The following is a 24,629-nucleotide window of genomic DNA, read 5'->3' as shown; positions in this document are numbered from 1 at the left end:
CTGTCGGGTCACTGGGCGGGATCGACCCCGGTCAATACCTTGCGAAACGTTTCCACCAGCGGTCGCAGGTTGATCCGGTGCCACGCCGCCCACAACGGCGTGGTGAACGCCAGCCACGGCACTTCCCGCAGCACCACGCCCGGCGGTGCGTTATGGCTAAGACCTTTCTGGATCATCGCGATCCCCAACCCCGAGGCCACCAGCCCCAACGCGGTAAACGGCTCGGTGGCCTGCATCCGCACATCCGGGGTGAAGCCTGCGCGGATGCAGGCGCTGACGAATTCATCGTCAGCGCCTTGGCGAGGCTGCACGCCGATCCATTCCTGATCGGCCAAATCCACCGGGGTCAGCGATGGCAGTTGGTTCAGCGGGTGATGTTCGGGCAGCGCCAGCAACATCGGGTCGTCCAGCACCTGAAAGCCCAGCAGGTCCGGGTCGTCGATCGTCGGCGGCTCACTGACCAGCGCGATATCGAGGCTACGCTGACGCAGGCCTTCCAGTTGTTCGGCGGAACTCAGGTTGTACAGCGCGACATGCACGTTGGGCCGATCGACTCGCAGCACGCGCAAGGCGTTGGGCAAGACCCCGGCGTGCATGGCGTTCTCGATGTAGCCGATGCACAGGCCGCCTTCTTCACCACGGCCCAGGCGTTTGCCGAGGGATTCCAGGCGGTTGGCGTGGGTCAGCAGGGCGCGGGTTTCGGCGAGAAAGGTCTGGCCGTCGCGGGTCAGGCGAATGCGCTGCTGGCTGCGTTCGAACAGGGTCAGGCCCAGGCGTTCTTCGAGCTGGGCGATCTGCCGGCTCAAAGGCGACTGGGAAATGTGCAGGCGCTCGGCGGCGCGGCCGACGTGTTCTTCCTCGGCGACGGCGACGAAGTAGCGCAATTGGCGGATGTCAATCATGTCAGACCCTTAGGGACTCAAGTGCTGCGTATTATGTCTTGGACGGTCTGAGTGGCGCAATCTAGGATCTGCTCAACGGTCAACACCGACCACGACTTACGAGGACAGCATCATGAGCTTGAAAGACAAACTCCCCGGCCAACTCGGCTTCGGCACCGCGCCGCTGGGCAACATGTTCCGCGCCATTCCTGAAGAGGAAGCGCAAGCCACCGTGCATGCGGCGTGGGATGCCGGCGTGCGTTACTTCGACACCGCGCCGTTCTACGGCTCGGGCCTTTCGGAAATCCGCCTCGGCGAAGCACTGTCCCGCTACAAGCGCGACGACTACGTGCTCAGCACCAAGGTCGGCCGGGTGATTCTCGATGAAGTCGAAGACGCCGCCGCCCGGGATCTGGGCGAGAAAAGCGGGGTGTTCGAACACGGCCGCCCGAACAAGATCGTCAACGATTACAGCGCCGACGCCACCTTGCGTTCGATCGAAGACAGCCTCAAGCGTCTGAAAACCGATCGCCTCGACATCGTCTGGGTCCATGACATCGCTCAGGATTTCTACGGCGACCAATGGCTCGAGTACTTCAATCAGGCCCGCACCGGTGCCTTCAAAGTCCTGACTCGCCTGCGCGAAGAAGGCGTGATCAAGGGCTGGGGCCTGGGCGTAAATAAAGTCGAACCGTGCGAGTTGACGCTGGACCTGACCGAGGCGCAGCCTGACGGCTTCCTGTTGGCCGGCCGCTACACCTTGCTCGATCACGACCGTGCCTTGCAGCGTTTGATGGATTCGGCCCGGGCGCAGAATGTTGAAATCGTTGTCGGCGGCCCATACAGCTCGGGGATCCTGGCCGGCGGCGCGCACTTCGAATACCAGAAAGCCAGTCCTGAAATCGTTGCCAAGGTCGAGCAGATCAAACGCATCGCCGCGGTCCACGGCGTCGATGTCAAAGCGGCTGCACTACAATTCTCGCTGGCCAATCCGGCCGTGGCGGCAGTGATTCCCGGCGCGAGCAAACCGGGGCGTATCGCTGAAGATGTGGCGGCGCTGTCGGCGGTCATTCCGGCCGGTTTCTGGCAGGCCATGCGTGAAGCGAAACTGGTGTCCGAACGTGCACCATTACCCATCGACGAGGTGAAAGCATGAAGATCGATCTGAGCGGAAAACTGGCGATTGTCAGCGGCAGCACGGCGGGCATCGGTTTGGGCATCAGCCAGTCGCTGGCCGAGGCGGGCGCCACGGTGGTGGTGATCGGTCGTGACGCGGCCAAGGTCGAACAGGCGCTGGCAAGCATTCGCGACAAGGTGCCGGGCGCGCAACTGCGCGGTCTGACGGCGGATCTGGGCACGGCCGAAGGCGCGCAGAAACTGTTCGCCGCCGAACCGAAAGCCGACATCCTGGTGAACAACCTCGGCATCTATAACGCCGTGGATTTCTTCGACGCGCCGGACGATGAGTGGACGCGCTTCTATGAAATCAACGTGATCTCCGGCGTGCGCCTGTCGCGGCATTACGTGCCGGCGATGGTCGAGCAGGGCTGGGGCCGGGTGATCTTCCTGTCTTCGGAATCCGGGGTGGCGACCCCGGCCGACATGATCAACTACGGCGTGACCAAAAGTGCCAACCTCGCCGTGTCCCATGGCCTGGCCAAACGCCTGGCGGGCACCGGGGTTACGGTCAACGCGATCCTCCCGGGGCCGACCTTCACCGATGGTGTCGAGGAAATGCTCAAGGATGCCGCCGCCGAATCTGGCCGCAGCCTGCGTGACGAAGCCGACGCGTTTGTGCGTCGGGCCCGCCCGAGTTCGATCATCCAGCGCGTGGCGGATGTCGAAGAGGTCGCGCATCTGGTCACCTACATCGCTTCACCGCTGTCCTCGGCCACCACCGGCGCCGCGTTGCGGGTCGACGGCGGCGTGGTCGACAGCCTGACTATCTGAATTCATCGAGAGAGACTTTTTATTTATGGCAACAGCATCAGCAACGATCGACATCCCGGCTTCGGCCGATCAGGTCTGGCAATTGATTGGCGGCTTCAACACCTTGCCGGACTGGCTGCCGTTCATTCCCAACAGCGAGCTGAGCGAAGGCGGGCGCGTGCGCACTTTGCAAACCGCTGATGGCGCGGTGGTGGTCGAGCGCCTGGAGACGTTCGATAACGCGGGCAAAACCTACAGCTATTCGATTCTGCAGGCACCGTTTCCGGCCACCGATTATCTGGCGACGATTCGTGTTGAGGCCCAAGGGCAGGGCACGAAGGTGACGTGGTCGGGACGCTTCACGGCCAAGGGCGTGAGCGATGAGGAAGTGGTGGCGTTGTTCAGCGGGATCTATCAGGGCGGGCTCGAAGCACTGCGCGCCAACTACCCCGCTTAAGTTGATGATCGTTCCCACGTCGAGGCGTCGAACCGTCCGCGTGGGAATGCAGCCCGGGACGCTCCGCGTCCCTTCCAGAGCTGGAACGCGGAGCGTCCCTTGAGGCATTCCCACGCAGAGCGTGGGAACGATCTCTGCGATCTCACACATGAAGGTCAGGACTGTGCGATCAGGCTCTGCCGACAATCCAGCACCAGCTTCGCCCCGCCCAGATCGCTGCGTCCAACCTCAAGGCTGAACCCGTGCAGATTGACGATCGCCGCGACGATCGACAGTCCCAGGCCAAAGCCATTCTGCAGTTGCCCGCCCTCGGCGCGATAGAAACGCTGGAACACCGCCTCCCGTTCCGACTCGGGAATACCAGGCCCGGAGTCGTGCACTTCGATCCGCGTATGTCCCGCATCATTGACCCCGCGCAGCACCACCGTGCCACCGGCCGGGGTGAACTTGATCGAGTTGCTCAACAAGTTCGCCAGCGCTTCAAACAGCAACGCCCGATCACCGTTCAGCATCGGCAGGGTTTCCGGCATGTTCAGTTCGAAACGCAACTCGTCGTCTTCAGCCAGCGGCAGATAGAACTCGTGCAATTCCTGCAGCAACAACACCGGATCAAGCTCGACAAATCCCGAACGGCGTTGACGATCCTCCAGTTCGGAAATCCTCAGCAACCCGCGAAACCGCGCCATCAGCGTGTCGGCCTCGGCCAGCACCAGATCAAGCTGCGCCGCTTCCGGCGAGCCTTCGCCAGCCTGCTGTTGCATGCGATACAACTGCGCGCGCAAGCGGGTCAGCGGGGTGCGCAAGTCATGGGCGATGTTGTCGCACACGCCTTTGACTTCGTTCATCAAGCGCTCGATGCGATCAAGCATGGCGTTGACGATGGCGGCGAGCATGTCCAGCTCATCGCGGCGATTGGACAGCGGCAAGCGGTGAGTAAGGTCGCCGGCGACAATCGACTGGGCGCTGGCCTGGATCGCCCGGATCCGCCGCAGCGGCCGACGACGCAGCAAATGCCAGCCGATGATTCCCGGCACAATCGTCAGCGAAACGCCCCAGAGCAAGGCATGCAGAATGATCTTCGTGACCGCGAACAACGAACCGTTGTCCCGCAGCAACACCAGCCAGCGGCCGTCGCGGGTCGGGGTGGCTACCGCGTCGCAGCTGTCGTTGGGCAGGGTCGGGTCGTCGGAGTCGGCGCATTCGCTGAGCATGTGGATCTTGCCGTCCAGCGGCAGGCCCTCGGGGATCTTCTGCAACGCGCCGCCGAGGTAGCGATGCTGGGCATCAAACAGGCCGTAGGCGTCGATGCCGCGAATGTCGAAAGTCATGCTGGCCGCGAGCGCGTCTTCCAGCTGATCGCCGCGAAAGTGCGAAAACAGATGCTGACGTTGCATCAGCGAGTGCTTGGCCAGGTTGTCGAGATAACCGGATACCTCGAAGTACATGACCCCCATGAGGATCGCACTCCAGGCCACGAACAACGAACTGTACAGCGCCAGCAAACGGCTGCTGGAGGAGCGCCAACCGTCAGACGGGTTCGGCAATGACATAACCCGAGCCTCGCACCGTGCGGATCAGCGGGACATTGCCCGGCGGGTCGATCTTCTTGCGCAGACGGCCGATGTGCACGTCGATCAGGTTGGTGCCGGGGTCGAAGTGATAACCCCAGACCTCTTCGAAAATCATCATCCGCGACAGGATCTGGCCGCTGTTGCGCATCAAAAATTCCAGCAACTTGTATTCGGTCGGCAACAGCGTCAGCACCTGCTCGGCGCGCCGGGCTTCGTGACTGATCAGATCGAGTTGCAGATCCGCCACCTGCAACGTGGTCGGCTGCGCGCCGTTGCTGTTCTGGCGACGCAGCAACACTTCGACCCGGGCGGCCATTTCATCGGTGGCGAACGGTTTGGTCAGGTAGTCATCGCCGCCGGCGCGCAAGCCGCGCACACGCTCGTCGACATCGGAGAGGGCGCTGATCATCAGGATCGGCGTCGCCACGCCCATGGTGCGCAGGGTGGTGACGATGGCCAGGCCATCGAGCTCCGGCAGCATGCGGTCGAGGGTGATCAGGTCGTAGTTGCCGCTGACGGCGCGGTCCAGGCCTTCACGGCCGTTGTCGACCCAGTCCACGTCGAGGCCGTGGCTGCTCAGTTCGGCGACAATTTCCCGGGCGGTCACGGCGTCGTCTTCGATGGTGAGGATGCGAGTCATGGTGGGCCTGCTGGTCTGTTCAAACGCAATGGCAGCATTTTGCCAAGATTTTGCGCGGGCGCTTTAAATTAACTTTCATGTTTTAGCCGTCATTAGTCGCCGTCGCCGAATTATTTTGTGAAACGTTGATATCATCTGGCCATATTTTTTCAAGGAGTGATGCCGTGGGCCGGTTGATTCGTGGTGGCTGGATGCCGATGGCCGGGATGTTAGTGGCGCTGCTGAGCGCTTCGTCACTGGCCGCCAACACCCCGTGTTCCGGGAATAAGGGCGGCATCGCTCGCTGCGACGGCGATCTGTTCCTGTGCAATGACGGCTCCATCAGCGGCTCGAAAAAGAGCTGCGCTGCCATGTTCGGCAGCCGCGAGCAGGCGAGGCCGCAGCAATTTCTGCAAAGCAACGATGGGTGTGATTGTGGCACCGGCTCGTTCTGCACCGGGCCGCGCGGCGGCGTGTATTGCCTGACTCCGAGTGGCAAGAAAAGCTACAAACGCAAATGACCGGGCTTTTGTGCCAATGCATAAAACCCGCTGTTATCGACCTCTTGTTGCAATTTGCATGGTCTTAGGAAGTTCAGTCTTTTTAAGCGTTTGAATCCAAACGATTTATTTAATGTTGGCGACTGGCACGGTCACTGCAATTCCTCTGATGACGAGTTGTAACACCATTTTTCATGCCGGGAGCAGAACAACAATGAATAGATCCTCAGATGGGTTTTATCCTGCCTTCGAAGGCGAGTCGAGCAACGTCTCAGGAGTCTCCTGGGGCGCGATCTTCGCTGGGGCCGCAGCCGCTGCGGCGCTGTCGTTGATTCTGGTCCTACTCGGTTTCGGTCTGGGCTTTTCCGCTGTTTCACCGTGGGCCGGAGAGGGCGTCAGCGCCAAGGGCCTGGGCATTTCAACGATCATCTGGCTGGCCGCCACACAAATCATCGCCTCGGGACTGGGCGGCTACATCGCCGGTCGCTTGCGGGTGAAATGGGCCAACATGCACGGTGACGAGGTGTACTTCCGCGACACCGCCCATGGCTTCCTCGCCTGGTGTGTGGCGACATTGGTCACCGCGACACTGGTGGTCGGCTCGGTCAGCAGCATTGTCAGCGGTGGCGTGCAGGCCGGTGCGAGTGTTGCCGGTGGTGCGGCCAGCGCCATGACCCAAGCAGCCGGCACCGCAGCGGCCAACACTGGCAGCGATCAGTACGGCTACTTCGTCGATAGCCTGTTCCGCGACGATCGTCCTGCCGCCGTCAGCGATGACGCTGCCCGTGGCACCGTGACCCGGATCTTCGCCCAGAGCCTGGCCAACGGTCAGCTCAGCGCCGAAGACCGTACCTACCTCGCCCAACTGGTGGCCCAGCGTACCAACCTGTCCCAGGCCGACGCCGAACGTCGGGTCGATGAAATCTACGCCCGCACCCAGAAGGCAATCGCCGACGCCAAGGTGAAAGCGCAACAAGCTGCCGACACCGCCGCCAAAGTCGCCGCCTGGACCTCGCTGTGGATGTTCATCGCGCTGCTGGCCGGTGCGTTCTTCGCCAGCCTCTCGGCCACCTTCGGCGGTCGCCGCCGGGATGCGGTCGAGTACGTCGAAGTCGAAACCTACACCACGACCACGCTGCCGCCAGTCCGTTAATCAAGGAGAACCACCATGCGCTCACTACTGCTGTTTTTCCTCGGCGTTCCAATCCCGATCATCATCCTGATCGCCCTGTTCGTGCACTGATTCCTTGAGGCACATGCCTTGGCCGCTTCCACCTTCGGGTTGAAGCGGCTTTTTGCTTTCTGCGCGGGGCCGAAGGCGCAGAACCGACCAGTCATTTCCATGGCCTGGATCAATATTCGTCGGCGCAATATCCCCTACCGTGAAATTTCCAGGCCCTTGCCGCTGGATCGACTACATTGCTTGCGCGCACTTTGCTGCGCGAGCGGAACCAACCTGCCGGCCCGATAGAGAGCGATAAACCCCACGAGCCGGCGAGGTGTAGTGCAGCAAGGAGCTGTTTCAACCTCACCTGAACTTTTCACGGATGATCATCGCAATGCATTGCCTAGAAAGAACCTTCGATATCCAGCCTTTGGCGCAGGCGGATATGACTGTCCACATCAACGGCCAGCCGGTCACCGCCGCCATCGGCGAAACCGTGCTCAGCGTCATTCAGTCCCTCGGCGTGCGCCAGGTCGCGCGCAACGATCACAACCAGATCAGCGGTGCCTATTGCGGCATGGGCGTGTGCCAGTGCTGCCTGGTGAAAATCAACGGCCGGCACAAGCGCCGCGCCTGCCAGACCGTGGTGCGCGAGGGCATGCTGATCGAAACCCAGGCCAACCGTATTCACGGGCAGGAGGTGGTATGAGCCTGCATCCGGTGATCGTCGGCGGTGGTCCGGCGGGAATGGCCGCGGCCATCGAACTGGCCCTGCACGGGGTGCGCTGCACCTTGCTCGAAGAGGCTTCGCGCCTTGGCGGCGTGGTCTATCGCGGGCCGCTGCGTGACGGTGTGCAGCTGGATTATCTGGGGCCGCGCTATTCCGAGGCGCTGGGCAAACTGCACGGTGATTTTCAGGAGCAGTCCGGGCTGATCGACGTGCGCCTCAACCACCGCGTGGTCGGCGCCGAAGGCACGCGCTCGCTGGTGGTGCTGGACGGTGACGAGCGTCTGCACGAAATCGAATACCCGCAGTTGCTGCTGGCCGCCGGTTGCCACGAACGCAGCGTGCCGTTTCCCGGCTGGACGCTGCCCGGGGTGATCATGCTCGGCGGCCTGCAATTGCAGATCAAAAGCGGCGTGGTTAAACCGCAGGGGCAGGTGGTGATCGCCGGCACCGGCCCGCTGTTGCCATTGGTGGCGACCCAGTTGCACGCGTCAGGCGTGAGTGTTGCCGGCGTCTACGAGGCCTGCGCGTTCGGCAAGATCGCCAAGGAAAGCCTGGCACTGCTGAACAAGCCGCAACTGTTCCTCGATGGCTTGAGCATGCTCGCCTACCTGAAACTGCACGGCATCCCGATGAACTACGGCTGGGGCGTGGTCGAAGCGCACGGCGAAGGCGAACTGAAAAGCGTCAGCGTGGCGCCGTACTCGGCAACGTGGGAGCCGGACATGAGCCGCGTCGAACGCTTCGATGCGAAGACGCTGGCAGTCGGCTACGGCTTCATTCCGCGCACGCAACTGAGTCAGCAGATGGGCCTGGATCACGGCTTCAGCGACGACGGTTACCTGCGCGCCAACGCCAACATCTGGCAGCAAAGCAGCGAGCCCCACGTGCATCTGGCCGGTGACATGGGCGGGATTCGCGGCGGTGAAGCGGCGATGCTGGCCGGCAAGATCGCCGCCACCTCGATTCTGCTGCAACGCGGCGTGCTCGAAGAGGAACTGGCGCGGGTTCGTCGCGACCGTTATCTGGGCAAACTCAAAGCCATCGTGCGTTTCCGCGCGGCGGTGGACCGCTACACCGAACGTGGCGTCGGGCAAACCGCATTGCCGGCGGCCGACACGGTGATCTGCCGCTGCGAACACGCGACCCGCGCCGACATCGACCGGGCGCTGGAGCAGGGCGTGCAAGACATCGCCAGCCTGAAAATGCGCACCCGCGTGAGCATGGGCGACTGTCAGGGACGGATGTGCGTCGGCTATTGCAGCGACCGTTTGCGACAGGCTACCGGGCGCAAGGATGTCGGCTGGCTGCGGCCGCGTTTCCCGATTGATCCGATTCCTTTTTACGCGTTCCAGTCCCTCGGCACGGAGGCCGTTTCCCATGAGTAAGTTCTATGACGTGGTCATTGCCGGCGGCGGTGTGATCGGCGCGTCCATCGCCTATCAATTGTCCAAGCGCAAAGGCCTCAAGGTCGCGTTGATCGACGCCAAGCGCCCGGGCAACGCGACCCGTGCATCGGCCGGTGGTTTGTGGGCGATTGGCGAGTCGGTGGGGCTGGGCTGCGGGGTGATTTTTTTCCGCATGATGTCGGCCAATCGCAAGCGCGAAACCCAGGGCGCGGCGGTGGCGGTGGACTCCAGCACACCGCACATCCTGCCGCCGTCGTTCTTTGATTTCGCCTTGCAGTCCAACGCGCTGTACCCGGCGTTGCACCGCGAACTGCGCGACAACCACGGGATGGATTTCAAGTTCGAAAAGACCGGGCTCAAGTTCGTGATCTATGACGATGAAGACCGGTTGTACGCCGAGCACATCGTCGGCTGCATTCCGCACCTGGCGGATCAGGTGCGCTGGCTCGATCAGGCTGCATTGCGCGAGTCAGAGCCGAGCGTCAGCCATGAAGCGCGCGGGGCGCTGGAATTCCTCTGCGATCACCAGGTCAGCCCGTTCCGCCTGGCCGACGCCTACACCGAAGGCGCCCGGCAGAATGGCGTGGACATGTACGTCAACACCAACATCACCGGCGTTCTGCATCACGGTGCGCGGGTGACGGGCGTACAGACGGCCGAAGCCGGGGTGTTTCACTGCAAGACCCTGATCAACGCGGCAGGGGCGTGGGCAGCGGACTTGAGCGAGTGGGCCACGGGCATCCGGATTCCGGTGAAACCGGTGAAAGGCCAGATCCTGCTCACCGAGCGCCTGCCAAAAATCCTCAACGGTTGCCTGACCACCAGCGATTGCTACATGGCGCAGAAGGACAACGGCGAAATCCTGATCGGCAGCACCACCGAGGACAAGGGCTTCGACGTCACCACCACCTGGCCGGAAATCGCCGGGCTGGTGCAGGGCGCGGTGCGCTGCCTGCCGGAACTGGCGGACATCAACCTCAAGCGCACCTGGGCCGGGCTGCGGCCGGGCTCGCCGGATGAGTTGCCGATTCTCGGGCCGATGGCCGGGGTGGAGGGTTATCTCAACGCCTGCGGGCATTTCCGCACTGGTGTGCTGACGTCGGCGATTACCGGGGTGTTGCTGGACAAACTGGTCAACGATGAACCGCTGCCGCTGGACATCACGCCGTTTCTGGCGGACCGGTTTGAAGTGGCGCCCGTGCAGGAAGAGCGGGCGCTGGAGATGGCCTGATCAGAGCCTTGTGATGTGATCGTTCCCACGCTCCGCGTGGGAATGCAGCCCGGGACGCTCCGCGTCCCTTCCAGAGCTGGAACGCGGAGCGTCCCTTGAGGCATTCCCACGCAGACGGTTCGACGCTTCGACGTGGGAACGATCAGCAAGAACTCAGGACTTGCCCGATTGTTCTTCCAGTTGATCCGACTCGAACAATCGGGCCAGTTCCGCCCGCGCTTCCTGAGCGGTCTGCAGCACTTTGGCCGCGTCGTCGTACACCGCGTGTTGAGCCTCGAGCACCTGTTCGTCGTGGTGCTTGAAGCGCTTGATCCGCGCATCGGCCTGGGCCTGGGTCAAGCCAAGGCCAACCAGCGTACGGCGGCTCATTTCCAGACTTGAGTAATAAGTCTCTCGAATCGGATCGGCCCCCACATCCACCAAGCGGTGAACGTGCTGCCGGTTACGCGCCCGGGCTATGATTTTCATGTGCGGGTAGAGCTTGCGCACGATCTCGGCGGTCTTGATGTTGGTCTCCGGATCGTCCGTGGCAATCACGAAATATTCCGCCTCACCGACCTTGGCCGCGCTGAGGATTTCCGGGCGCATCGGGTCACCGTAGAACACCGGCACACCACCAAAACTGCGCGACAGTTCGATGGTTTCCACCGAGGTGTCCAGCGCGACGAACTTGATGTTCTGCGCCCGCAGGATCCGCGCCACGATCTGGCCCATCCGGCCCATACCGGCGATCACCACCCGTGGAGTTTCGGTCTCGATCTGGCGGAATTTTTCCGGCACTTCCACCGGCTGCACCTTCGGGCTGACCAACCGTGCGCAGATCAGCAGCAACAACGGCGTGACCGCCATCGACAGGGTGATGGTCAACACCAGCAGGTCATACAGACGCGGTTCGAACAGGCCCTGATCGCGGCCGATCTTGAACACCACAAACGCGAATTCACCACCCGCCGCCAGCACGATGCCGAGGCGAATTGCACTGACCTTGTTCAATCCACCGGCCAGACGCCCGACCACAAACAGCAACGGCAACTTCAGTGCGATCAGCAACAGCGTCAGACCCAGCACCGTGATCGGCGCGCTGAGCAGCAGACTGAGGTTGGCGCCCATGCCGACGCTGATGAAAAACAATCCGAGCAGCAGGCCCTTGAACGGTTCGATCTGCGCTTCCAGCTCATGGCGATATTCCGAATCCGCCAGCAGCAGGCCGGCGAGAAATGCGCCCAGCGCCATCGACACACCGACCATGTCCATCAGCCAAGCAGTACCGATCACCACCAGCAACGCGGTGGCAGTAGACACTTCCGGCAAACCGGTTTTCGCCACTACGCGGAACACCGGACGCAACAGATATCGCCCGCCGACCACCACCACCGCAATACCGCCGAGCACCTGCAAACTGTGACGCACATCGTCGGCGGTGCTGGTGTGGTGATCGACGCCCGCGAGCATCGGCACCAGCGCGATCAACGGGATCGCCGCGATGTCCTGGAACAGCAGAATCGCAAACGCTAGCCGACCGTGGGGGCTGGTCAGTTCCTTGCGCTCGGCGAGGCTTTGCAGGCCGAACGCGGTGGACGACAGCGCCAGGCCCAGGCCCAAGACAATCGCACTGTTCAGCGGTTGGCCGAACACCGACAGCGCCAGCACGCCAATCACCGAACCGGTCAGCAGCACCTGCGCCAGACCCACGCCAAACACCGATTTGCGCATCACCCACAACCGTCGCGGCGACAGCTCGAGACCGATGATGAACAGCAACAACACCACGCCCAGTTCCGAGATATGGCTGACACTTTGCGGATTGCCGATCAAGCCCAGCACCGACGGGCCTATGATCACCCCGGCGAACAGATAACCGAGCACCGCGCCCAGTTGCAGGCGCTTGGCCAGGGGAACGGTAAGCACGGCGGCCAGAAGAAAGACGACGGCGGCTTGCAACAGATTGCCTTCATGGGGCATGAGCGGAACTCCAGTAACGCGGTACGGCGGGGGGGCGACAAGGATAAAGGCTGAAATGATTGCAGATCTACCGCACCGCCCGCTTGAGCAGATGTGCTTCTGTAATAATTTGCATCAATTGGTTACATTTATAGCCTCAGCGAATCAATTCCTCCCGAGCTTTCCATGGCCATCAACTTCGACCTCAACGACCTGCAAGCCTTTCGTGCCGTGGTCGAGCAGGGCAGTTTCCGCAAGGCCGCCGACACCGTGCGCCTGTCGCAACCGGCCCTGAGTCGGCGCATCGAAAAGCTCGAAGACGCCCTCGGCGTGAAGCTGTTCGAACGCACCACGCGCAAGGTCAGCCTGACCCAGGCCGGACGCGGCTTCATGCCCAGCGTCGAACGTTTGCTCGACGATCTGGACGTCGCGTTGCTCGGCATCAGTGAAGTCGCCTCGAATCGGCAGGGCCACGTAACCGTCGCTTGCGTACCGTCGGCGGCGTATTACTTCATGCCGAGCGTAGTCGCCCGTTATCACCAGCAGTTCCCGCGAATCAAAGTCAAAGTCCTCGATTCCAGCGCTCACGACGTGCTGAGCGCGGTGGTCAATGGCGAGGCGGATTTCGGCCTGAGTTTCATGGGCACTCAGGAGGCGGGCGTGGATTTCGAGCCGCTGGTGCAGGAGAGCTATGTGGTTGCCTGTCGTCGCGATCATCCGCTGGCCGGGCGCAGCAGCGTGACCTGGGACGAGTTCTACCGGCAGGATTACATCTCGCTCGACAAGACTTCGGGCAACCGGTTTCTGCTGGATCAGGCCCTGGCCAAAGTGGTACCGCAGCGCCCGAGCATCTGCGAGACGCGGCATGTGACGACCATGATCGGTCTTGTGGAAGCTGGGTTGGGCGTGGCGGCGGTGCCGCTGATGGCGATGCCGGCGGCGGATCATCCGATCCTGACGCGGGTGCCGCTGACAGACCCGCAAGTGATGCGCAGCGTCGGCATCATCAAACGCCGGGGTCGTACGCTGACCCCGGCGGCACTGGAACTGGAGCGGCTGGTGGTGGAAATGAAAGTCCAGCCGCCGACGGTCAGCGCTTGACCGAATCCAGCCCGGTGGCCTGCACGTCAGGCTGGGCGGCCGGCGCGGCCAGATAAGCGAGCAACGCCTTGGCCTCCTGCGGATGTTGCGCACCCACCGGAATCCCTGCAGCAAACCGCGTCACCGACTGCACCGACTCCGGAATCTTCGCCACAAAACTCACCCCCGGCACCGGCAGCAATTCGCTGACCTGCTGGAAGCCCAGTTGATAGTCGCCAGTGGCAACCACCGAGCCCACCGGGATTTTCGGGATCATCTTCGCCTTGGGTTTCAGCTGATCTTCAATGCCTAGCTTCTTGAACAACTGCTGCTCGATGTACACGCCGCTGGCGCTGTCGGAGTAGGCCACCGACTGGGCGTCGAGCAGGGTTTTCTTCAGGGCATCGACGTTGCTGATGTCCGGTTTCGGCGCGCCTTCGCGCACCACCAGGCCGATCCGCGAATCCGCCAGTTCCACCCGCGAAGCCGGGTCGACTTTGCCTTGTTTGATCAGGTCATCGAGGGCGTAGCCGACCATGATTACCACGTCAGCCTGTTCACCACGGGCGAGGCGATTGGGGATCGCTTCCGGCGCCTTGCCCATCGACGGGCCGAGGGTGGTGTCTAGGGTGTTGCCGCTGGTGGCGGCGAATTTCGGCCCGAGGATTTTGTAGGCGGCAGTGAAGCCACCAGAGGTCATCACCCGCAGTTCTTCGGCCTGGGCCGCAACGTTGAACGCAAGGCCGGCGAGCAGGGCGGTAACGGTCATCAGTTTTTTCATGGTGCTCTCCTCAGGCAGCGACAGGTTGCAGACGGTCGCCCGCGCGGCGATACAGATACAGCGTCGCGCACAACGCACACAGCGCGCCGACGCTCATCCAGTAACCCGGCGCAGCCTTGTCGCCGGTGTACTGGATCAGGAAAGTCGACATCGCCGGGGTGAAACCGCCGAACACCGCCGTCGCCAGGCTATAGGCGAGGGAGAAACCCGCCACCCGCACTTCCACGGGCATGATCTCGGTCAGCGCCGGAATCATCGCGCCGTTGTACAGGCCGTAGATAAACGACAGCCACAACAGCGACAGCAGCATGTGGCTGAAGCTCGGCGCCTGCACCAGATACGACAGCGCCGGATACGTGGTGGCCAGGGCCAGCAGCGACATGGCAATCAGCACCGGACGCCGGCCGACACGATCGGACAACGCGCCACCAATCGGCAGCCAGAAGAAGTTGGAAACGCCCACCAGCAACGTCACCAGCAACGCATCGGACGTGCTCAGGTGCAGCACGGTTTTGCCGAAGGTCGGCGCGTACACGGTGATCAGGTAAAACGCGGTGGTGGTCAGGGCAACCATCAACATCCCGCCCAGCACCACGACCCAGTTCTGGCCGAGGGTGCGGAACACTTCTTTCATGCTCGGGCGATGTTTGCGGGCCGCGAACTCTTCGGTTTCCGCGAGATTGCGCCGCAGAAAGAAGATGAACGGCACGATCATGCAGCCGACGAAAAACGGAATCCGCCAGCCCCAATCCGCAACCACGTCCGGCGCCATCCACTGGTTCAACGCGTAACCCAGTGCGGCGGCGACGACGATTGCCACCTGCTGACTGGCCGACTGCCAGGCTGTGAAAAAGCCTTTGCGACCGGGCGTGGCGATCTCCGAGAGATACACCGAAACCCCGCCCAGTTCCGCACCAGCGGAGAAGCCTTGCAACAGCCGCCCGATCAACACCAGCGCCGGGGCGAACAGCCCGATGGTTTCGTATCCGGGCACCAGCACAATCAAGATCGTGCCGCTGGCCATGATCGACAGGGTGACGATCAAACCTTTGCGCCGGCCGACGTCATCGATGTACGCGCCGAGCACGATGGCCCCCAGCGGACGCATCAAAAAGCCTGCGCCGAACACCGCAAAGGTCATCATCAGGGAGGCGAACTCACTGCTCGCCGGAAAGAACACCGCCGCGATCTGCGTGGCGTAGAAACCGAACAGAAAGAAGTCGAACTGTTCGAGGAAGTTACCCGAGGTCACCCGGAAAATGGCGCCGGCCCGCGAGCCGCCGTGTGGGATTGAGGCTGTCATCGAAAAATACTCCACCGCTTTTATGACGTGCGCGACGGGGAGGCGGCGCACGGTTCTTATTGGGGCGGATAGTGGCGCGCAAGGATCGATTTGTTAATTGCATTGTTGGCATGGATTGATGCGCTATGCAGATCAATGGCGTGCTATGGCAGCTGTTTCGGCGGCGCTGCCTGTACGGTTCTGGCTACCATCGAGTCTTGCGCTGGTGCGGCGATGCTCACAAAAATCCCGTCCCAGTCAGGGTCTATCCTGCGAATGCGTTCACGCAGATCCGGATGGCCCGAGAGTAGATGAGAGCTTGTAGCGCCAGGGCCGAAAAACAGGTGGCTGAACTCGGCGGCGCGGGCGGCCTTGAGGGTCGAGCCCATTTTGTACCCGCCGATTTTCTTCAGTGCTCCGGCGATACTGTCGGGGTTGCGGGTGTATTGCACGGCCGTCGCATCGGCCAGGAACTCGCGTTGCCGGCTGACTGCAGCCTTGATCAGGTTGCCGAAGAACGTCCCGGAGAATCCGACAATGCACAGCGCAGTGCCAAACATGCTGACCAGAATGGTCGGCTGCTTACGATTGGCAGATGAGTGTGGTGTGTCTTCAAGGCCGCGCAAGAGATGGTTTCCCGCCAACCCGATCACCATGATCCCGTGAACGATCGCGACCAGTTGAGTGTTCAGGCGCATGTCGCCGTTATAGATGTGGCTGAATTCGTGGGCGATCACGCCTTGCAGTTCATCGCGTGACAAAAGACTTATGGCACCTTGAGTGACGCCGATCACTGCATCCTGAGGGGTAAAACCGGCGGCAAATGCATTGATGCCCTGATCCGGCAACAGGTACACGCAAGGAACGGCGGTGCCAGAGGCCAAGGCCATTTCCTCCACCACGTTGACCAGGCGGCGCTCTTCCAGAGTTCGCGCGTCATGGTTGATCAGACGACCACCCAAACGGCGCGCGACCACTTTTCCGCCCCCTGTCAGTTGGGCGTATTTGACCAGCCCGCCGAGCAACACAACAGCCGTTACCAGCGCTGCAATGAACGCGAAAAACTGCCAGTTTTCCGCCAGATCCTCGAGCGTTTTGCCGTACGAGATCGGCAGAATCAGGAGCATGCAGGACACAAGAATCAGGCTGAGTACGGCAAAAAACATCAAGATCACGAGCTGCACCGAGCGACGTTTGGCCCGGCACTGTTGTTCAAAGAAATTCATCTGACCATCCGTGGACGTGGAGTCTCTGAATCAATCCGCCGTTGCCGCCATCTGATCTGGCACCGGTTTGCCCGCTGCGGCAGCCGTCGTAAAGCTCCCGTCCCACTGCGGATCGATTCGTCGAATGCGCACGCTCAGATCAGGGTGGGTCGCAAACATCCGGCTCAGCCAACCTGATCCGCCCGTGCTGAAAAACAAATGACTGAATTCGGCGGCACGTGGGGAGTTGATGATAGAGCCTTGTTTATGGGCGCCGATTTTTTTCAGGGCGCCGACAATGCTTTGCGGATTGCGCGTGTATTGCACCGCGCTCGCATCGGCGAGGAATTCACGCTGACGACTGACAGCCGCCTTGATCAAATTGCCATAGAGATTTCCGATAAATCCGGCCACGCACAGTGCGAAACCGAGCGCAAAAACCACCAGCATCAACCGCACGTCGCGTTTGTCGCGCTTAAGCAGGCTGGCCATTATGTAAGTGCCAGCCAGCCCCAGCACCAACAGGCCGTGCACCACCGCTACTAACTGCGTATTGAGGCGCATGTCACCGTTGAAAATGTGGCTGAATTCGTGGGCGATCACCCCTTGCAGTTCTTCCCGGGTCAGCAGCGTCACCGCGCCACGGGTCACACCAATGGCCGCGTCCTCCGGTTTAAATCCGGCCGCGAAGGCGTTGATGCTTTCGTCGGGTAACAGATACACCGCCGGCATGCAGGTACCGGAGGCAATCGCCATTTCTTCGACGACGTTCATCAACCGCTGCTCGTCCAGGGTTCGCACATTGCCATTGAGCAGGCGGCCACCCAGTTTCTCCGCGACGACCTTGCCGCCCGCCCGCAGTTGCCGATATTTCAGCAGACCGCCAATCACCACGATGCTGCTAATGAACGATGCGATAACGGCCATTGCCAGAAACGCGTCCGCCAGCGTGCCAGTTCCGCTCAGGTAATCCTCAAAACCATTGAAGACGAAGGGCAGGCTGGTCATCCCGATCAGCATGACAATCGCCAGAATCATCATGCACACCAGCCGTTGCGTCTGGTTTCGGGCCTGGGTTTGTCGTTCGAAAAAGTTCATCGAGCCATCCATGGAGAGAAGAAGTCAGAAAGAAACGTTGGGCGCGGTCTTGATGGCCAGCGTATCGGCAAACTTCAACGGAACCGCATCCTCGCGATGGCCAAAACTGGCCGCCAGCAGCACGGCCGGAAAGCTCTGCTTGAGCGTGTTGTAGGCCATCACCGCGTCGTTGAACGCCTGCCGCGCGAAGCTCACCTTGTTTTCGGTGCTGCTCAGCTCTTCGCTCAGTTGTTGCATGTTCTGCGAAGCCTTGAGTTCCGGATAAGCCTCCAGCGTCACGTTCAATCGACCCACCGCGCTGCTGAGTGCGCTGTCCGCCAGCCCCAATTGCGCGATGTTCTGGGCGCTGCCCGGTTTCGCCTGTGCAGCCTCAAGTCCGGCCACGGCGGCATTACGCGCGGCGATCACGGCTTCAAGGGTTTCGCGCTCATGGGCCAGATAACCCTTGGCGATGCTGACCAGATTGGGGATCAGGTCATAGCGGCGTTTGAGCTGCACTTCGACCTGGGCAAATGCGTTCTTGATCTCGTTGCGCCGGGCAACAAGTTTGTTGAAAAGACTGACAGCGTAGAGCCCCAGAAGCGCCAGCAACACCAGATTGACGATGAGATAGATTTTCACGGTGATGTCCTTGTTCACTCTGTGGGGGCGCGCGATCTTATCGCAAATGGATGCCGTTGACTGTATTCGCCCAGTGGCGGACGAGCCCGGATCGCGTTCCGGGGCGCGACTACAATCTCCGGTTCAGCATCATCAAAAAACAAGGAATGATTCCAGAACCCCGCAGTCGGAGTTCAGGTATCACACATTTCAGGAGGTTCACCGATGAACAACAAGACCCTAATCGCCAGCCTGGCCCTCGTCGCCGGCATCGCCGGGATCAGTCCCCTCGTTCAAGCGGCGCAAACCTCGACCTCTACCGTCGAACATTCCCCCGTCGACGGCCGCGAACTGCAAGTCAACGACCGCGCCCCGGACATTTATCAGCGCAGCGAAAAAGCCCTGACCAACTGGAAACAGAAAGGCCTCAAGCAACCGGAGCCGCAGGCGCAGTGGGTACAGATCAATGACAAGTACGTAATGGTGATGATTACTAACGGGACGATTGTGGCGATTCAGCCGGTGGAGAAATAGCGTCGGGCTCAATCAGCCCGGCCATGACTCAGCGCCTGCCCGCCACCCAATCGATACTGATTGTTCCCGCTGCGTTTAGCCTCATACATCGCCAGATCCGCAATGTGCAGGAGCCGATCCATGGTCGGTGCGTGGTCGGGGAATACGGCGACGCCGAGGCTGGTGCCGATGTGGCGTTGTTCGTTGCCGATGGGGATTGGCGGGGACAGTTCGATGAAGATTTTCTGGCAGATGCTGCGGGCTTCGTCCTGCAGGTTCAGGCCGGGGGCGAGGCCTTGCAGGATGACCACGAACTCGTCGCCGCCGATACGCGCAACGGTGTCGCTGACCCGCAGGATGCGTTTCAGGCGCGTGGCGGTGGTGATCAGAACGCGGTCGCCGGCGGCGTGACCGTAGCGGTCGTTGATCGCTTTGAAGCCGTTGAGATCGATAAATACCAGCGCCACACGCGTTTCGGTCATGCGCGCATGTTCGAGTGCTTCCGATAGCCGTTCTTCCAGCACCAGCCGATTCGGCAGGCCGGTCAGCGGGTCGAAATGAGCGAGGTGCTGGAGGTAGCTGGCCGAGGCCTTTTCTTCGGTGATGTCGCGCACCACGCCCATCATCTTGATCACCGCGTCGTGATCGTTGCGCACCACATTGCCGGTTTCCCGCAGCCAACGAATCGTGCCATCGGGCCAGACCACGCGGTATTCCTCATCATGGTTTTCACCAGTCTCCAGGCAGCGCAATTCCCCGGCGCGTACCCGTGCGCGGTCATCGGGGTGCACGCAGGAACAGAACAGGGCGTAAGAGGGTGTCACTTCGCCGATCTTGAACCCGAACATGCCGAAGATCGCGTCGGACCAGTAGAGCCGGTCGGTGTCGACCTCCCAATCCCAGGTGCCGATCCGCGCGAAATACTGGCTGCGCTTGAAGCGGTCGGCATCACCATCCTGACGGATGTTCTGGCCCTCGGCGGCGCGGGTGAGCAATGCGCGATACTCGGCGAGTTGCTGACGAAGCTCGCGCACTCGGCGGATCAGAACGGCGATCACGACCATCAGCACGACGACAATGGCGAAGCTGATCCAGAGTTGAGTCATTCAAGCGTCGCTGTCATGGCGTATCGATCCGGGAGTGATGGCGTGTCGCTATCTTAATTCACGGCCAACGCCGGAAACAGCGGCAACTTTGGGTCAAACGGTTGCCAATGGCCGGCATTTCTGGGAAAACGGCGGCCAGCGGAACAATAGAGCGAATGTTATGAATGATGAACTGCAGATAATCGATCTTCAGCCCGGTGACGGAAAAGCCGCCGTCAAAGGCGCGTTGATCACCACCCAATACACCGGTTGGCTGGAAGACGGCACCGAATTCGATTCGTCCTGGAGCCGGGGCAAACCGTTTCAGTGTGTGATCGGTACGGGCCGTGTGATCAAGGGTTGGGATCAGGGGATTATGGGGATGCAGGTTGGCGGCAAGCGCAAGCTGCTGGTGCCGGCGCATTTGGGTTACGGCGAGCGGACGATGGGCAAGATTCCGCCGAATTCGAATCTGGTGTTCGAGATTGAGTTGCTTGAGGTTTTGACGCGGGAGGATTGATGACCGTTTCATTGCTGAAGTCATAAAAACCCGCTGCCTCCCTTCACGGATACAGCGGGTTTTTTCTTGCCTTGTGCCCAGGTTATTACGCAGCCATCGCCATCTCATCCAGCGTCGCGGCGACCGTGCCGGTCAGGCTTGGAAATCTGCGTTTTACGCTGGTGAGTGCCGGCAGCAGGCGATTGCGGTCCAGTTCGCCATGGTCACGGGCGAGTTGGGTGAGGGCGGTGAGTGCGGCGCTGACGATGGATTTCCTTTCGCTCTCGAGCAGTAGCAGGCAGGCTTTTTGGGCCCACTGGCTGTCTTTCTCGTTGAGGCCGATGGAGATCAGGGCGGCGACGATGTGTGCATCGGATTTGCTTTCCATGGGTGTTCCTCAGGTCGTGGCATCGAGAGTGTCCAGCGCCCGGTTCACCGCGAGTTCGCCACACATCACCACTTGGGCGATGCCCAGCACGGTGCTGCGATAGGGCGGGTCCAGCAGCGCGGCGAAGTCGCTGAGCATCACGCTGGCCGAAGTCATCGATTCGCAGGCGTGGGCCAGCAGGGCATGTTGATCCAGGTCGGGGGCGACGAGGAACATGCGGCCGGGGCAGTGTTGTTTCGGGGCGGTGGGTTTCAGGTAATGGTCGAGGGCGCGCTCGGCGGCTTCGTGGAGTTTTTTTGAATCGGTGGAGGAGTAGGGCGAAGTTGGGTCGGACTCGTTAGGTACGTCTGTTTCGGGTGGATCGGGTACGTGTTTGAACATTTGCTGGGTAACCTCAAAATGAGGCTGACACGTTCTTGCGACTAAACAATAGGTGGCAGCTGTACGCAGGTTAGTCGACCAGTACCCAAGCATTACCGGCGCACCCGAAGGCGCCCTGCGCACAGCTACCATTGAGTACAGGCGTAGAGATACCTGACTGAATGACAGCTTGCGAACTTGAGAAAAAGCACCGAGCGACTAAACCCGTTCACTGACCATTCAGTGATGCGAATCAAGTTACTGGCAGGCCCCAAGCCGCACAAGCCGGCGGATTCTGGCGTAGTTGTAGGCAAAGGCGCAAGGCGATGTAGCCTCTCGGATGACGGCAAAATGATGCTTCATTTTTCAGTCTGCCATCGCGAGCAAGCTCGCTCTCACAGGGTTGTGCGCTCTCTCAAATTCCCTGTGGGAGCGAGCTTTCTCGCTATGGCAAATGTTCATGCACCGACAATGCTGAACATTGGAATTCTCCCATTCAGCGAAGGCCGGTAGTGCCACGCGAATCGCCCTGGATCAATGTCGCGGGCGAGGATTTCGGTGAGCGTGGCGCTGGCGATCGTCATTGCCAGCGTCTGTCCGGGACATTGATGCCGACCGCTGCCGAACGTGAAGCTGCGGCGATTCGGGCGATCCGGCATAAGGCGATCCGGGTTTTCATTGAGTGCCGGGTCGCGATTGGCCGATGCGAGCAAAACCAGAATCACGTTGCCTGCTTCGAGCCGCACGCCATCGATTTCGCAGCTGTTTGCCACAAATCGGCGGGTGTTCTGTACCGATGGATCAAAGCGATGGACTTCAGCCAACAACGAATCCACTGACGCGTTGCGTAATTCAGGCTGACGCTGCAACGCCACCAGAGCATTGCCGATCAGGCCCGCGGTAGCCTCGAATGTCTGCGAACAGAGGCCGATCAGGTTGGCGAGCAGCACGTCCTCATCGCCGACAAAACGCTGGCGGATGTCGGCGAGAAACGGGTTCGGATCCGCCAGCAATTCAATGAAGTATCCGCGCAATTGCTCCGCCGCCCGATGGGCTGCCGCCAGTTGCAGTTCATTGCTCAGCGGCGACAGGCATGCTGCGAAATCCGCCGTCAGTTCACTGATGACCCGCGCCTGTGCCGGGGTGAACCCGAGCAGCGAGGCGACCACGCACACCGGGCCGCGAAACATGGCTTTATAGAGGCCGTCGGCGTCGTTCGTTATCAGCCGCGCGGACACCAAAGCGCCGACTTCTTCCCGATCAAACAGCCCCAACGGCGGCTCGATGGCCGAACGCGGGCAGCGCTGAGCTTCGCCATCGTTCATGCGCATCAATTGGCCAAACACCTTGCCCGCCATTCCAGCGACGATAGCTTTGGGCACCGGCTCCTGCACCGGACGCACCCGGCAATCCGGATGCGCCAGCACCGCGCAGACCGCGCGGGCGCTACTGGCAACCCACAGTTTCAGTTCTTGGTGAAAGGTCAGCCCACCCGCCGCGCGCAGTTCGGCGTAGTAGGGGTAGGGATCGGCGTGAGTCGCAGCGATGATCGGGTCCATGGATCGCAACCTTGTCGGTGGGGAAAGTGTTGCTACTATCTCCAGTCCTTGAGGGCGATGATTCGTCCGGGAGCGAAATATGCACGCAGAACATCAAGACATCGGCGTCTCGCAAGTGGCCGCCGCCATCGCGGAACCGGCGCGAACCAAAATGCTGTGCTCGCTGATGGACGGCCACGCCCGCACCGCCACGGAGCTGGCGACCCTCGCCGACGTCAGCGCCTCGACCGCCAGCGCGCACCTGGCCAAGCTCAAGGATTTGGCGCTGGTGCGCCTGCATGTGCAGGGTCGCCACCGTTATTACAGCCTCGCCGACAAACGCGTGGCCCAGGCGCTGGAAGCGCTGATGGTGATCGGCCAGAACCCCGCGCCGACCTTCAAGCCGCACACGCCGGATCGCCTGCAATTCGCCCGCACCTGCTACGACCATATGGCCGGGACGCTCGCGGTGTTGCTGCATGACCGCCTGCTGGAGAGCGGTTGGCTGGTGGAAACCGACGAGCAGGTTTATCGCCTCAGTGACAGCGGCGAGGCGTTTTTTGAGGGGCTGGGCATTGAGGTCAAGGATCTGTCGACGATGCGCCGCCGCTTTGCCTGCCCGTGCCTGGACTGGAGCATGCGTCGGCCGCACTTGGGCGGTTCGCTCGGGGCCGCTTTTTTACAGACCGCGTTGAAGCGCAAATGGGTAACGCAGGATCTGGACAGTCGGGCGCTGACGTTGACGGTGCAAGGGCGCCGAGAATTGTCATCGCGCTGGGGTCTGGATTTGCCCGAGTCCGGACGGGATTCGTCAGGTCGCCAGTTGGCTGATTCCACGCCCGGATCGGTGCATGCGCGTTAGCTCAGGGTGTATCCGCTATCGACCACCCAGTCCTGACCGATGACGCCGCGTGCGCCATTGCCCAGCTGGAAAAGAATGACGTCGGCCACTGCCGCAGGTTCGAGGAATTGTCCGCCTAGTAGTCGTTTGTTGACGCCTTGGGCGACGTCCCCGAGCGCTTCGTCACTCAGGCCCAGCGTTGACCAGATCGGCGTTGCGGTCGGGCCGGGGGAGACGCAATTGATGCGCACGCCATGAGGGGCCAGCTCGACCGCGAGGGTTCGGGCATGGGCGATCAATGCCGCTTTTGATGCGATGTAGGCGGCCAGTCCCGCGAAACTGATTTGGGCCAGAAAAGTACCGATGAACACCACTGACGCTTTGTCTGCAAGGTTCGGGCGGAGGGCGGCCAAGGTGTTCAGGGCGCCGGCGCCGTTCACTGCCCATTGGCGATCGAACGCCGAACTGTCGAGCCCGTCGGCCAGTTCCGCAATGCCGGCGTTGGGCACCACGAAACTTACCGGGCCGAGGTGCGCAGCTTGATCGGCCAAAGCGGCAAGGTCGGAGGGTTGAGTGACATCGCCGGGTTGCCAGACCAGTTGCTGCGGATACCGCTTAAACAGTTCGGCCAGTGCGCCGAGTTTTCGCGACATGGCCAATACGCGTGCGCCTTGATCCAGCAGACGTTCGGTAGCAGCCAGGCCTATGCCCGAACTGGCACCGGTGATGACGGCAAGCTTGCCCTGAAAAACATGATCCATGTTCGACTCCCGTTTTTGGTCTTCAGCCAAATGGCTACGGGGAGTCAGTCAATTTTCGGGCCATGCCGGACAGCCTTTAATATCAAGGGCTACGCAGGGTTGATAGTCATTATGACGCTTGTGGAATCTAGTCAATCTGACTTCTTTTGAGTCAAATTGACCTGACTC

At 61.3% G+C, this 24,629-nt stretch carries 26 protein-coding genes; 12 read left to right on the top strand and 14 right to left on the bottom strand.

The genetic code is table 11. The features are described 5' to 3' along the window. Positions 1–8: 8 nt before the first annotated feature. On the bottom strand, positions 9–902 hold the full coding sequence (locus tag PMI24_RS08835) for a LysR substrate-binding domain-containing protein (RefSeq protein WP_007952963.1): 894 nt from the start codon (positions 900–902) through the stop codon (positions 9–11). 112 nt (positions 903–1,014) lie between these two features. On the opposite strand from PMI24_RS08835, the gene PMI24_RS08830 reads away from it, so the two are divergent. From PMI24_RS08830 to PMI24_RS08820, 3 genes are read left to right on the top strand one after another with little or no spacing between them, the layout of a single operon-like run. Further along, positions 1,015–2,037, top strand: a complete 1,023-nt coding sequence (locus PMI24_RS08830; RefSeq protein WP_007952961.1) for an aldo/keto reductase — start codon at positions 1,015–1,017, stop codon at positions 2,035–2,037. Beyond that, the gene (locus PMI24_RS08825; protein WP_007952959.1) at positions 2,034–2,831 is read left to right on the top strand and encodes an SDR family NAD(P)-dependent oxidoreductase; all 798 of its coding nucleotides are present in this window, start codon (positions 2,034–2,036) and stop codon (positions 2,829–2,831) included. Before PMI24_RS08830 ends, PMI24_RS08825 begins: the two co-directional genes overlap by 4 nt. A 25-nt stretch (positions 2,832–2,856) precedes the next feature. After that, positions 2,857–3,267, top strand: coding sequence for an SRPBCC family protein (locus tag PMI24_RS08820; protein ID WP_007952958.1), 411 nt, complete (start codon positions 2,857–2,859; stop codon positions 3,265–3,267). A gap of 155 nt (positions 3,268–3,422) precedes the next feature. Here the strand turns inward: PMI24_RS08820 and PMI24_RS08815 are convergent, their stop codons facing one another. Together PMI24_RS08815 and PMI24_RS08810 are read right to left on the bottom strand one after the other, a co-directional pair. After that, positions 3,423–4,817 (bottom strand): sensor histidine kinase, encoded by a 1,395-nt coding sequence (locus tag PMI24_RS08815; protein ID WP_007952957.1) that lies wholly within the window; start codon positions 4,815–4,817, stop codon positions 3,423–3,425. After that, positions 4,795–5,478 carry a response regulator transcription factor gene (locus tag PMI24_RS08810; protein ID WP_007952956.1) on the bottom strand — a complete coding sequence of 228 codons (684 nt, stop codon included), beginning with the start codon at positions 5,476–5,478 and terminating at the stop codon, positions 4,795–4,797. The genes PMI24_RS08815 and PMI24_RS08810 overlap by 23 nt, the downstream gene beginning before the upstream one ends. 191 nt (positions 5,479–5,669) lie before the next feature. Here PMI24_RS08810 and PMI24_RS08805 point away from each other — a divergent pair, with 191 nt between their 5' ends. The 5 genes from PMI24_RS08805 to hcnC all read left to right on the top strand — a co-directional run bounded on the left by PMI24_RS08805 (position 5,670) and on the right by hcnC (position 10,489). Further along, the gene (locus PMI24_RS08805; protein ID WP_045121702.1) at positions 5,670–5,978 is read left to right on the top strand and encodes a hypothetical protein; all 309 of its coding nucleotides are present in this window, start codon (positions 5,670–5,672) and stop codon (positions 5,976–5,978) included. 193 nt (positions 5,979–6,171) lie between these two features. Continuing rightward, a complete protein-coding gene (locus tag PMI24_RS08800) occupies positions 6,172–7,110 on the top strand; it encodes a hypothetical protein (RefSeq protein WP_007952954.1) in 939 nt (312 codons plus the stop codon). Between the two features lie 406 nt (positions 7,111–7,516). Beyond that, positions 7,517–7,831: a cyanide-forming glycine dehydrogenase subunit HcnA gene (gene hcnA, locus PMI24_RS08790; protein WP_045121701.1), complete on the top strand. Its 315-nt coding sequence runs from the start codon at positions 7,517–7,519 to the stop codon at positions 7,829–7,831. Beyond that, a complete protein-coding gene (hcnB, locus tag PMI24_RS08785; protein ID WP_007952952.1) occupies positions 7,828–9,237 on the top strand; it encodes a cyanide-forming glycine dehydrogenase subunit HcnB in 1,410 nt (469 codons plus the stop codon). Before hcnA ends, hcnB begins: the two co-directional genes overlap by 4 nt. Further along, positions 9,230–10,489, top strand: a complete 1,260-nt coding sequence (gene hcnC, locus PMI24_RS08780; RefSeq protein ID WP_007952949.1) for a cyanide-forming glycine dehydrogenase subunit HcnC — start codon at positions 9,230–9,232, stop codon at positions 10,487–10,489. The genes hcnB and hcnC overlap by 8 nt, the downstream gene beginning before the upstream one ends. A 153-nt stretch (positions 10,490–10,642) precedes the next feature. Here hcnC and PMI24_RS08775 read toward each other — a convergent pair whose 3' ends face one another. After that, the gene (locus PMI24_RS08775; RefSeq protein ID WP_007952948.1) at positions 10,643–12,451 is read right to left on the bottom strand and encodes a monovalent cation:proton antiporter-2 (CPA2) family protein; all 1,809 of its coding nucleotides are present in this window, start codon (positions 12,449–12,451) and stop codon (positions 10,643–10,645) included. A 165-nt stretch (positions 12,452–12,616) separates the two neighbouring features. Between PMI24_RS08775 and PMI24_RS08770 the strand changes: the two genes are divergently transcribed. Continuing rightward, positions 12,617–13,531 carry a LysR family transcriptional regulator gene (locus PMI24_RS08770; RefSeq protein WP_007952946.1) on the top strand — a complete coding sequence of 305 codons (915 nt, stop codon included), beginning with the start codon at positions 12,617–12,619 and terminating at the stop codon, positions 13,529–13,531. Here PMI24_RS08770 and PMI24_RS08765 read toward each other — a convergent pair. From PMI24_RS08765 to PMI24_RS08745, 5 genes are all read right to left on the bottom strand, one after another. Next, positions 13,521–14,291 carry a substrate-binding domain-containing protein gene (locus PMI24_RS08765; protein WP_007952944.1) on the bottom strand — a complete coding sequence of 257 codons (771 nt, stop codon included), beginning with the start codon at positions 14,289–14,291 and terminating at the stop codon, positions 13,521–13,523. The genes PMI24_RS08770 and PMI24_RS08765 overlap by 11 nt on opposite strands. Before the next feature lie 10 nt (positions 14,292–14,301). Next, positions 14,302–15,594: an MFS transporter gene (locus PMI24_RS08760; RefSeq protein ID WP_007952943.1), complete on the bottom strand. Its 1,293-nt coding sequence runs from the start codon at positions 15,592–15,594 to the stop codon at positions 14,302–14,304. A 143-nt stretch (positions 15,595–15,737) separates the two neighbouring features. Continuing rightward, positions 15,738–16,799 (bottom strand): M48 family metallopeptidase, encoded by a 1,062-nt coding sequence (locus tag PMI24_RS08755; RefSeq protein ID WP_007952941.1) that lies wholly within the window; start codon positions 16,797–16,799, stop codon positions 15,738–15,740. Positions 16,800–16,829: 30 nt separating this feature from the next. Next, on the bottom strand, positions 16,830–17,816 hold the full coding sequence (locus PMI24_RS08750; protein WP_238553813.1) for a M48 family metallopeptidase: 987 nt from the start codon (positions 17,814–17,816) through the stop codon (positions 16,830–16,832). Positions 17,817–17,900: 84 nt separating this feature from the next. Then, a complete protein-coding gene (locus PMI24_RS08745) occupies positions 17,901–18,497 on the bottom strand; it encodes a LemA family protein (protein WP_007952937.1) in 597 nt (198 codons plus the stop codon). A gap of 204 nt (positions 18,498–18,701) precedes the next feature. Between PMI24_RS08745 and PMI24_RS08740 the strand changes: the two genes are divergently transcribed. Then, positions 18,702–19,010, top strand: coding sequence for an RcnB family protein (locus PMI24_RS08740; RefSeq protein WP_007952935.1), 309 nt, complete (start codon positions 18,702–18,704; stop codon positions 19,008–19,010). An 8-nt stretch (positions 19,011–19,018) separates the two neighbouring features. Here PMI24_RS08740 and PMI24_RS08735 read toward each other — a convergent pair whose 3' ends face one another. Next, on the bottom strand, positions 19,019–20,095 hold the full coding sequence (locus tag PMI24_RS08735; protein WP_007952933.1) for a sensor domain-containing diguanylate cyclase: 1,077 nt from the start codon (positions 20,093–20,095) through the stop codon (positions 19,019–19,021). A gap of 160 nt (positions 20,096–20,255) precedes the next feature. Here PMI24_RS08735 and PMI24_RS08730 point away from each other — a divergent pair, with 160 nt between their 5' ends. Continuing rightward, positions 20,256–20,594, top strand: a complete 339-nt coding sequence (locus PMI24_RS08730) for an FKBP-type peptidyl-prolyl cis-trans isomerase (RefSeq protein WP_007952931.1) — start codon at positions 20,256–20,258, stop codon at positions 20,592–20,594. An 85-nt stretch (positions 20,595–20,679) separates the two neighbouring features. On the opposite strand, the gene PMI24_RS08725 is transcribed toward PMI24_RS08730, so the two are convergent. The 3 genes from PMI24_RS08725 to PMI24_RS08715 all read right to left on the bottom strand — a co-directional run bounded on the left by PMI24_RS08725 (position 20,680) and on the right by PMI24_RS08715 (position 22,880). Further along, positions 20,680–20,961 (bottom strand): hypothetical protein, encoded by a 282-nt coding sequence (locus PMI24_RS08725; RefSeq protein WP_007952929.1) that lies wholly within the window; start codon positions 20,959–20,961, stop codon positions 20,680–20,682. 9 nt (positions 20,962–20,970) lie between these two features. Then, positions 20,971–21,342 carry a DUF6124 family protein gene (locus PMI24_RS08720; RefSeq protein ID WP_007952923.1) on the bottom strand — a complete coding sequence of 124 codons (372 nt, stop codon included), beginning with the start codon at positions 21,340–21,342 and terminating at the stop codon, positions 20,971–20,973. Positions 21,343–21,779: 437 nt separating this feature from the next. Beyond that, positions 21,780–22,880, bottom strand: coding sequence for a cytochrome P450 (locus tag PMI24_RS08715; protein ID WP_007952921.1), 1,101 nt, complete (start codon positions 22,878–22,880; stop codon positions 21,780–21,782). A 79-nt stretch (positions 22,881–22,959) separates the two neighbouring features. Here PMI24_RS08715 and PMI24_RS08710 point away from each other — a divergent pair, with 79 nt between their 5' ends. Then, on the top strand, positions 22,960–23,721 hold the full coding sequence (locus tag PMI24_RS08710; protein ID WP_007952919.1) for an ArsR/SmtB family transcription factor: 762 nt from the start codon (positions 22,960–22,962) through the stop codon (positions 23,719–23,721). On the opposite strand, the gene PMI24_RS08705 is transcribed toward PMI24_RS08710, so the two are convergent. Then, a complete protein-coding gene (locus PMI24_RS08705; RefSeq protein WP_007952917.1) occupies positions 23,718–24,461 on the bottom strand; it encodes an SDR family NAD(P)-dependent oxidoreductase in 744 nt (247 codons plus the stop codon). The genes PMI24_RS08710 and PMI24_RS08705 overlap by 4 nt on opposite strands. Positions 24,462–24,629: the final 168 nt, after the last annotated feature.

This window comes from Pseudomonas sp. GM25 (assembly GCF_000282255.1).
In the GTDB taxonomy this organism is placed as follows: domain Bacteria; phylum Pseudomonadota; class Gammaproteobacteria; order Pseudomonadales; family Pseudomonadaceae; genus Aquipseudomonas; species Aquipseudomonas aphyarum.
This window is presented reverse-complemented; position numbering and strand designations above follow the sequence as displayed.

Coding starts and splice junctions, on each gene's coding strand:
- PMI24_RS08800 (WP_007952954.1), top strand. CDS start 6,172: ATGAATAGATCCTCAGATGGGTTTTATCCTGCCTTCGAAGGCGAGTCG.
- PMI24_RS08805 (WP_045121702.1), top strand. CDS start 5,670: ATGCCGATGGCCGGGATGTTAGTGGCGCTGCTGAGCGCTTCGTCACTG.
- PMI24_RS08755 (WP_007952941.1), bottom strand. CDS start 16,799: ATGAATTTCTTTGAACAACAGTGCCGGGCCAAACGTCGCTCGGTGCAG.
- PMI24_RS08815 (WP_007952957.1), bottom strand. CDS start 4,817: ATGTCATTGCCGAACCCGTCTGACGGTTGGCGCTCCTCCAGCAGCCGT.
- PMI24_RS08750 (WP_238553813.1), bottom strand. CDS start 17,816: ATGATTCTGGCGATTGTCATGCTGATCGGGATGACCAGCCTGCCCTTC.
- PMI24_RS08715 (WP_007952921.1), bottom strand. CDS start 22,880: ATGGACCCGATCATCGCTGCGACTCACGCCGATCCCTACCCCTACTAC.
- PMI24_RS08830 (WP_007952961.1), top strand. CDS start 1,015: ATGAGCTTGAAAGACAAACTCCCCGGCCAACTCGGCTTCGGCACCGCG.
- PMI24_RS08735 (WP_007952933.1), bottom strand. CDS start 20,095: ATGACTCAACTCTGGATCAGCTTCGCCATTGTCGTCGTGCTGATGGTC.
- PMI24_RS08725 (WP_007952929.1), bottom strand. CDS start 20,961: ATGGAAAGCAAATCCGATGCACACATCGTCGCCGCCCTGATCTCCATC.
- PMI24_RS08760 (WP_007952943.1), bottom strand. CDS start 15,594: ATGACAGCCTCAATCCCACACGGCGGCTCGCGGGCCGGCGCCATTTTC.
- PMI24_RS08825 (WP_007952959.1), top strand. CDS start 2,034: ATGAAGATCGATCTGAGCGGAAAACTGGCGATTGTCAGCGGCAGCACG.
- hcnA (WP_045121701.1), top strand. CDS start 7,517: ATGCATTGCCTAGAAAGAACCTTCGATATCCAGCCTTTGGCGCAGGCG.
- PMI24_RS08775 (WP_007952948.1), bottom strand. CDS start 12,451: ATGCCCCATGAAGGCAATCTGTTGCAAGCCGCCGTCGTCTTTCTTCTG.
- PMI24_RS08810 (WP_007952956.1), bottom strand. CDS start 5,478: ATGACTCGCATCCTCACCATCGAAGACGACGCCGTGACCGCCCGGGAA.
- PMI24_RS08770 (WP_007952946.1), top strand. CDS start 12,617: ATGGCCATCAACTTCGACCTCAACGACCTGCAAGCCTTTCGTGCCGTG.
- PMI24_RS08835 (WP_007952963.1), bottom strand. CDS start 902: ATGATTGACATCCGCCAATTGCGCTACTTCGTCGCCGTCGCCGAGGAA.
- PMI24_RS08740 (WP_007952935.1), top strand. CDS start 18,702: ATGAACAACAAGACCCTAATCGCCAGCCTGGCCCTCGTCGCCGGCATC.
- PMI24_RS08705 (WP_007952917.1), bottom strand. CDS start 24,461: ATGGATCATGTTTTTCAGGGCAAGCTTGCCGTCATCACCGGTGCCAGT.
- PMI24_RS08710 (WP_007952919.1), top strand. CDS start 22,960: ATGCACGCAGAACATCAAGACATCGGCGTCTCGCAAGTGGCCGCCGCC.
- hcnC (WP_007952949.1), top strand. CDS start 9,230: ATGAGTAAGTTCTATGACGTGGTCATTGCCGGCGGCGGTGTGATCGGC.
- PMI24_RS08765 (WP_007952944.1), bottom strand. CDS start 14,291: ATGAAAAAACTGATGACCGTTACCGCCCTGCTCGCCGGCCTTGCGTTC.
- PMI24_RS08730 (WP_007952931.1), top strand. CDS start 20,256: ATGAATGATGAACTGCAGATAATCGATCTTCAGCCCGGTGACGGAAAA.
- hcnB (WP_007952952.1), top strand. CDS start 7,828: ATGAGCCTGCATCCGGTGATCGTCGGCGGTGGTCCGGCGGGAATGGCC.
- PMI24_RS08720 (WP_007952923.1), bottom strand. CDS start 21,342: ATGTTCAAACACGTACCCGATCCACCCGAAACAGACGTACCTAACGAG.
- PMI24_RS08820 (WP_007952958.1), top strand. CDS start 2,857: ATGGCAACAGCATCAGCAACGATCGACATCCCGGCTTCGGCCGATCAG.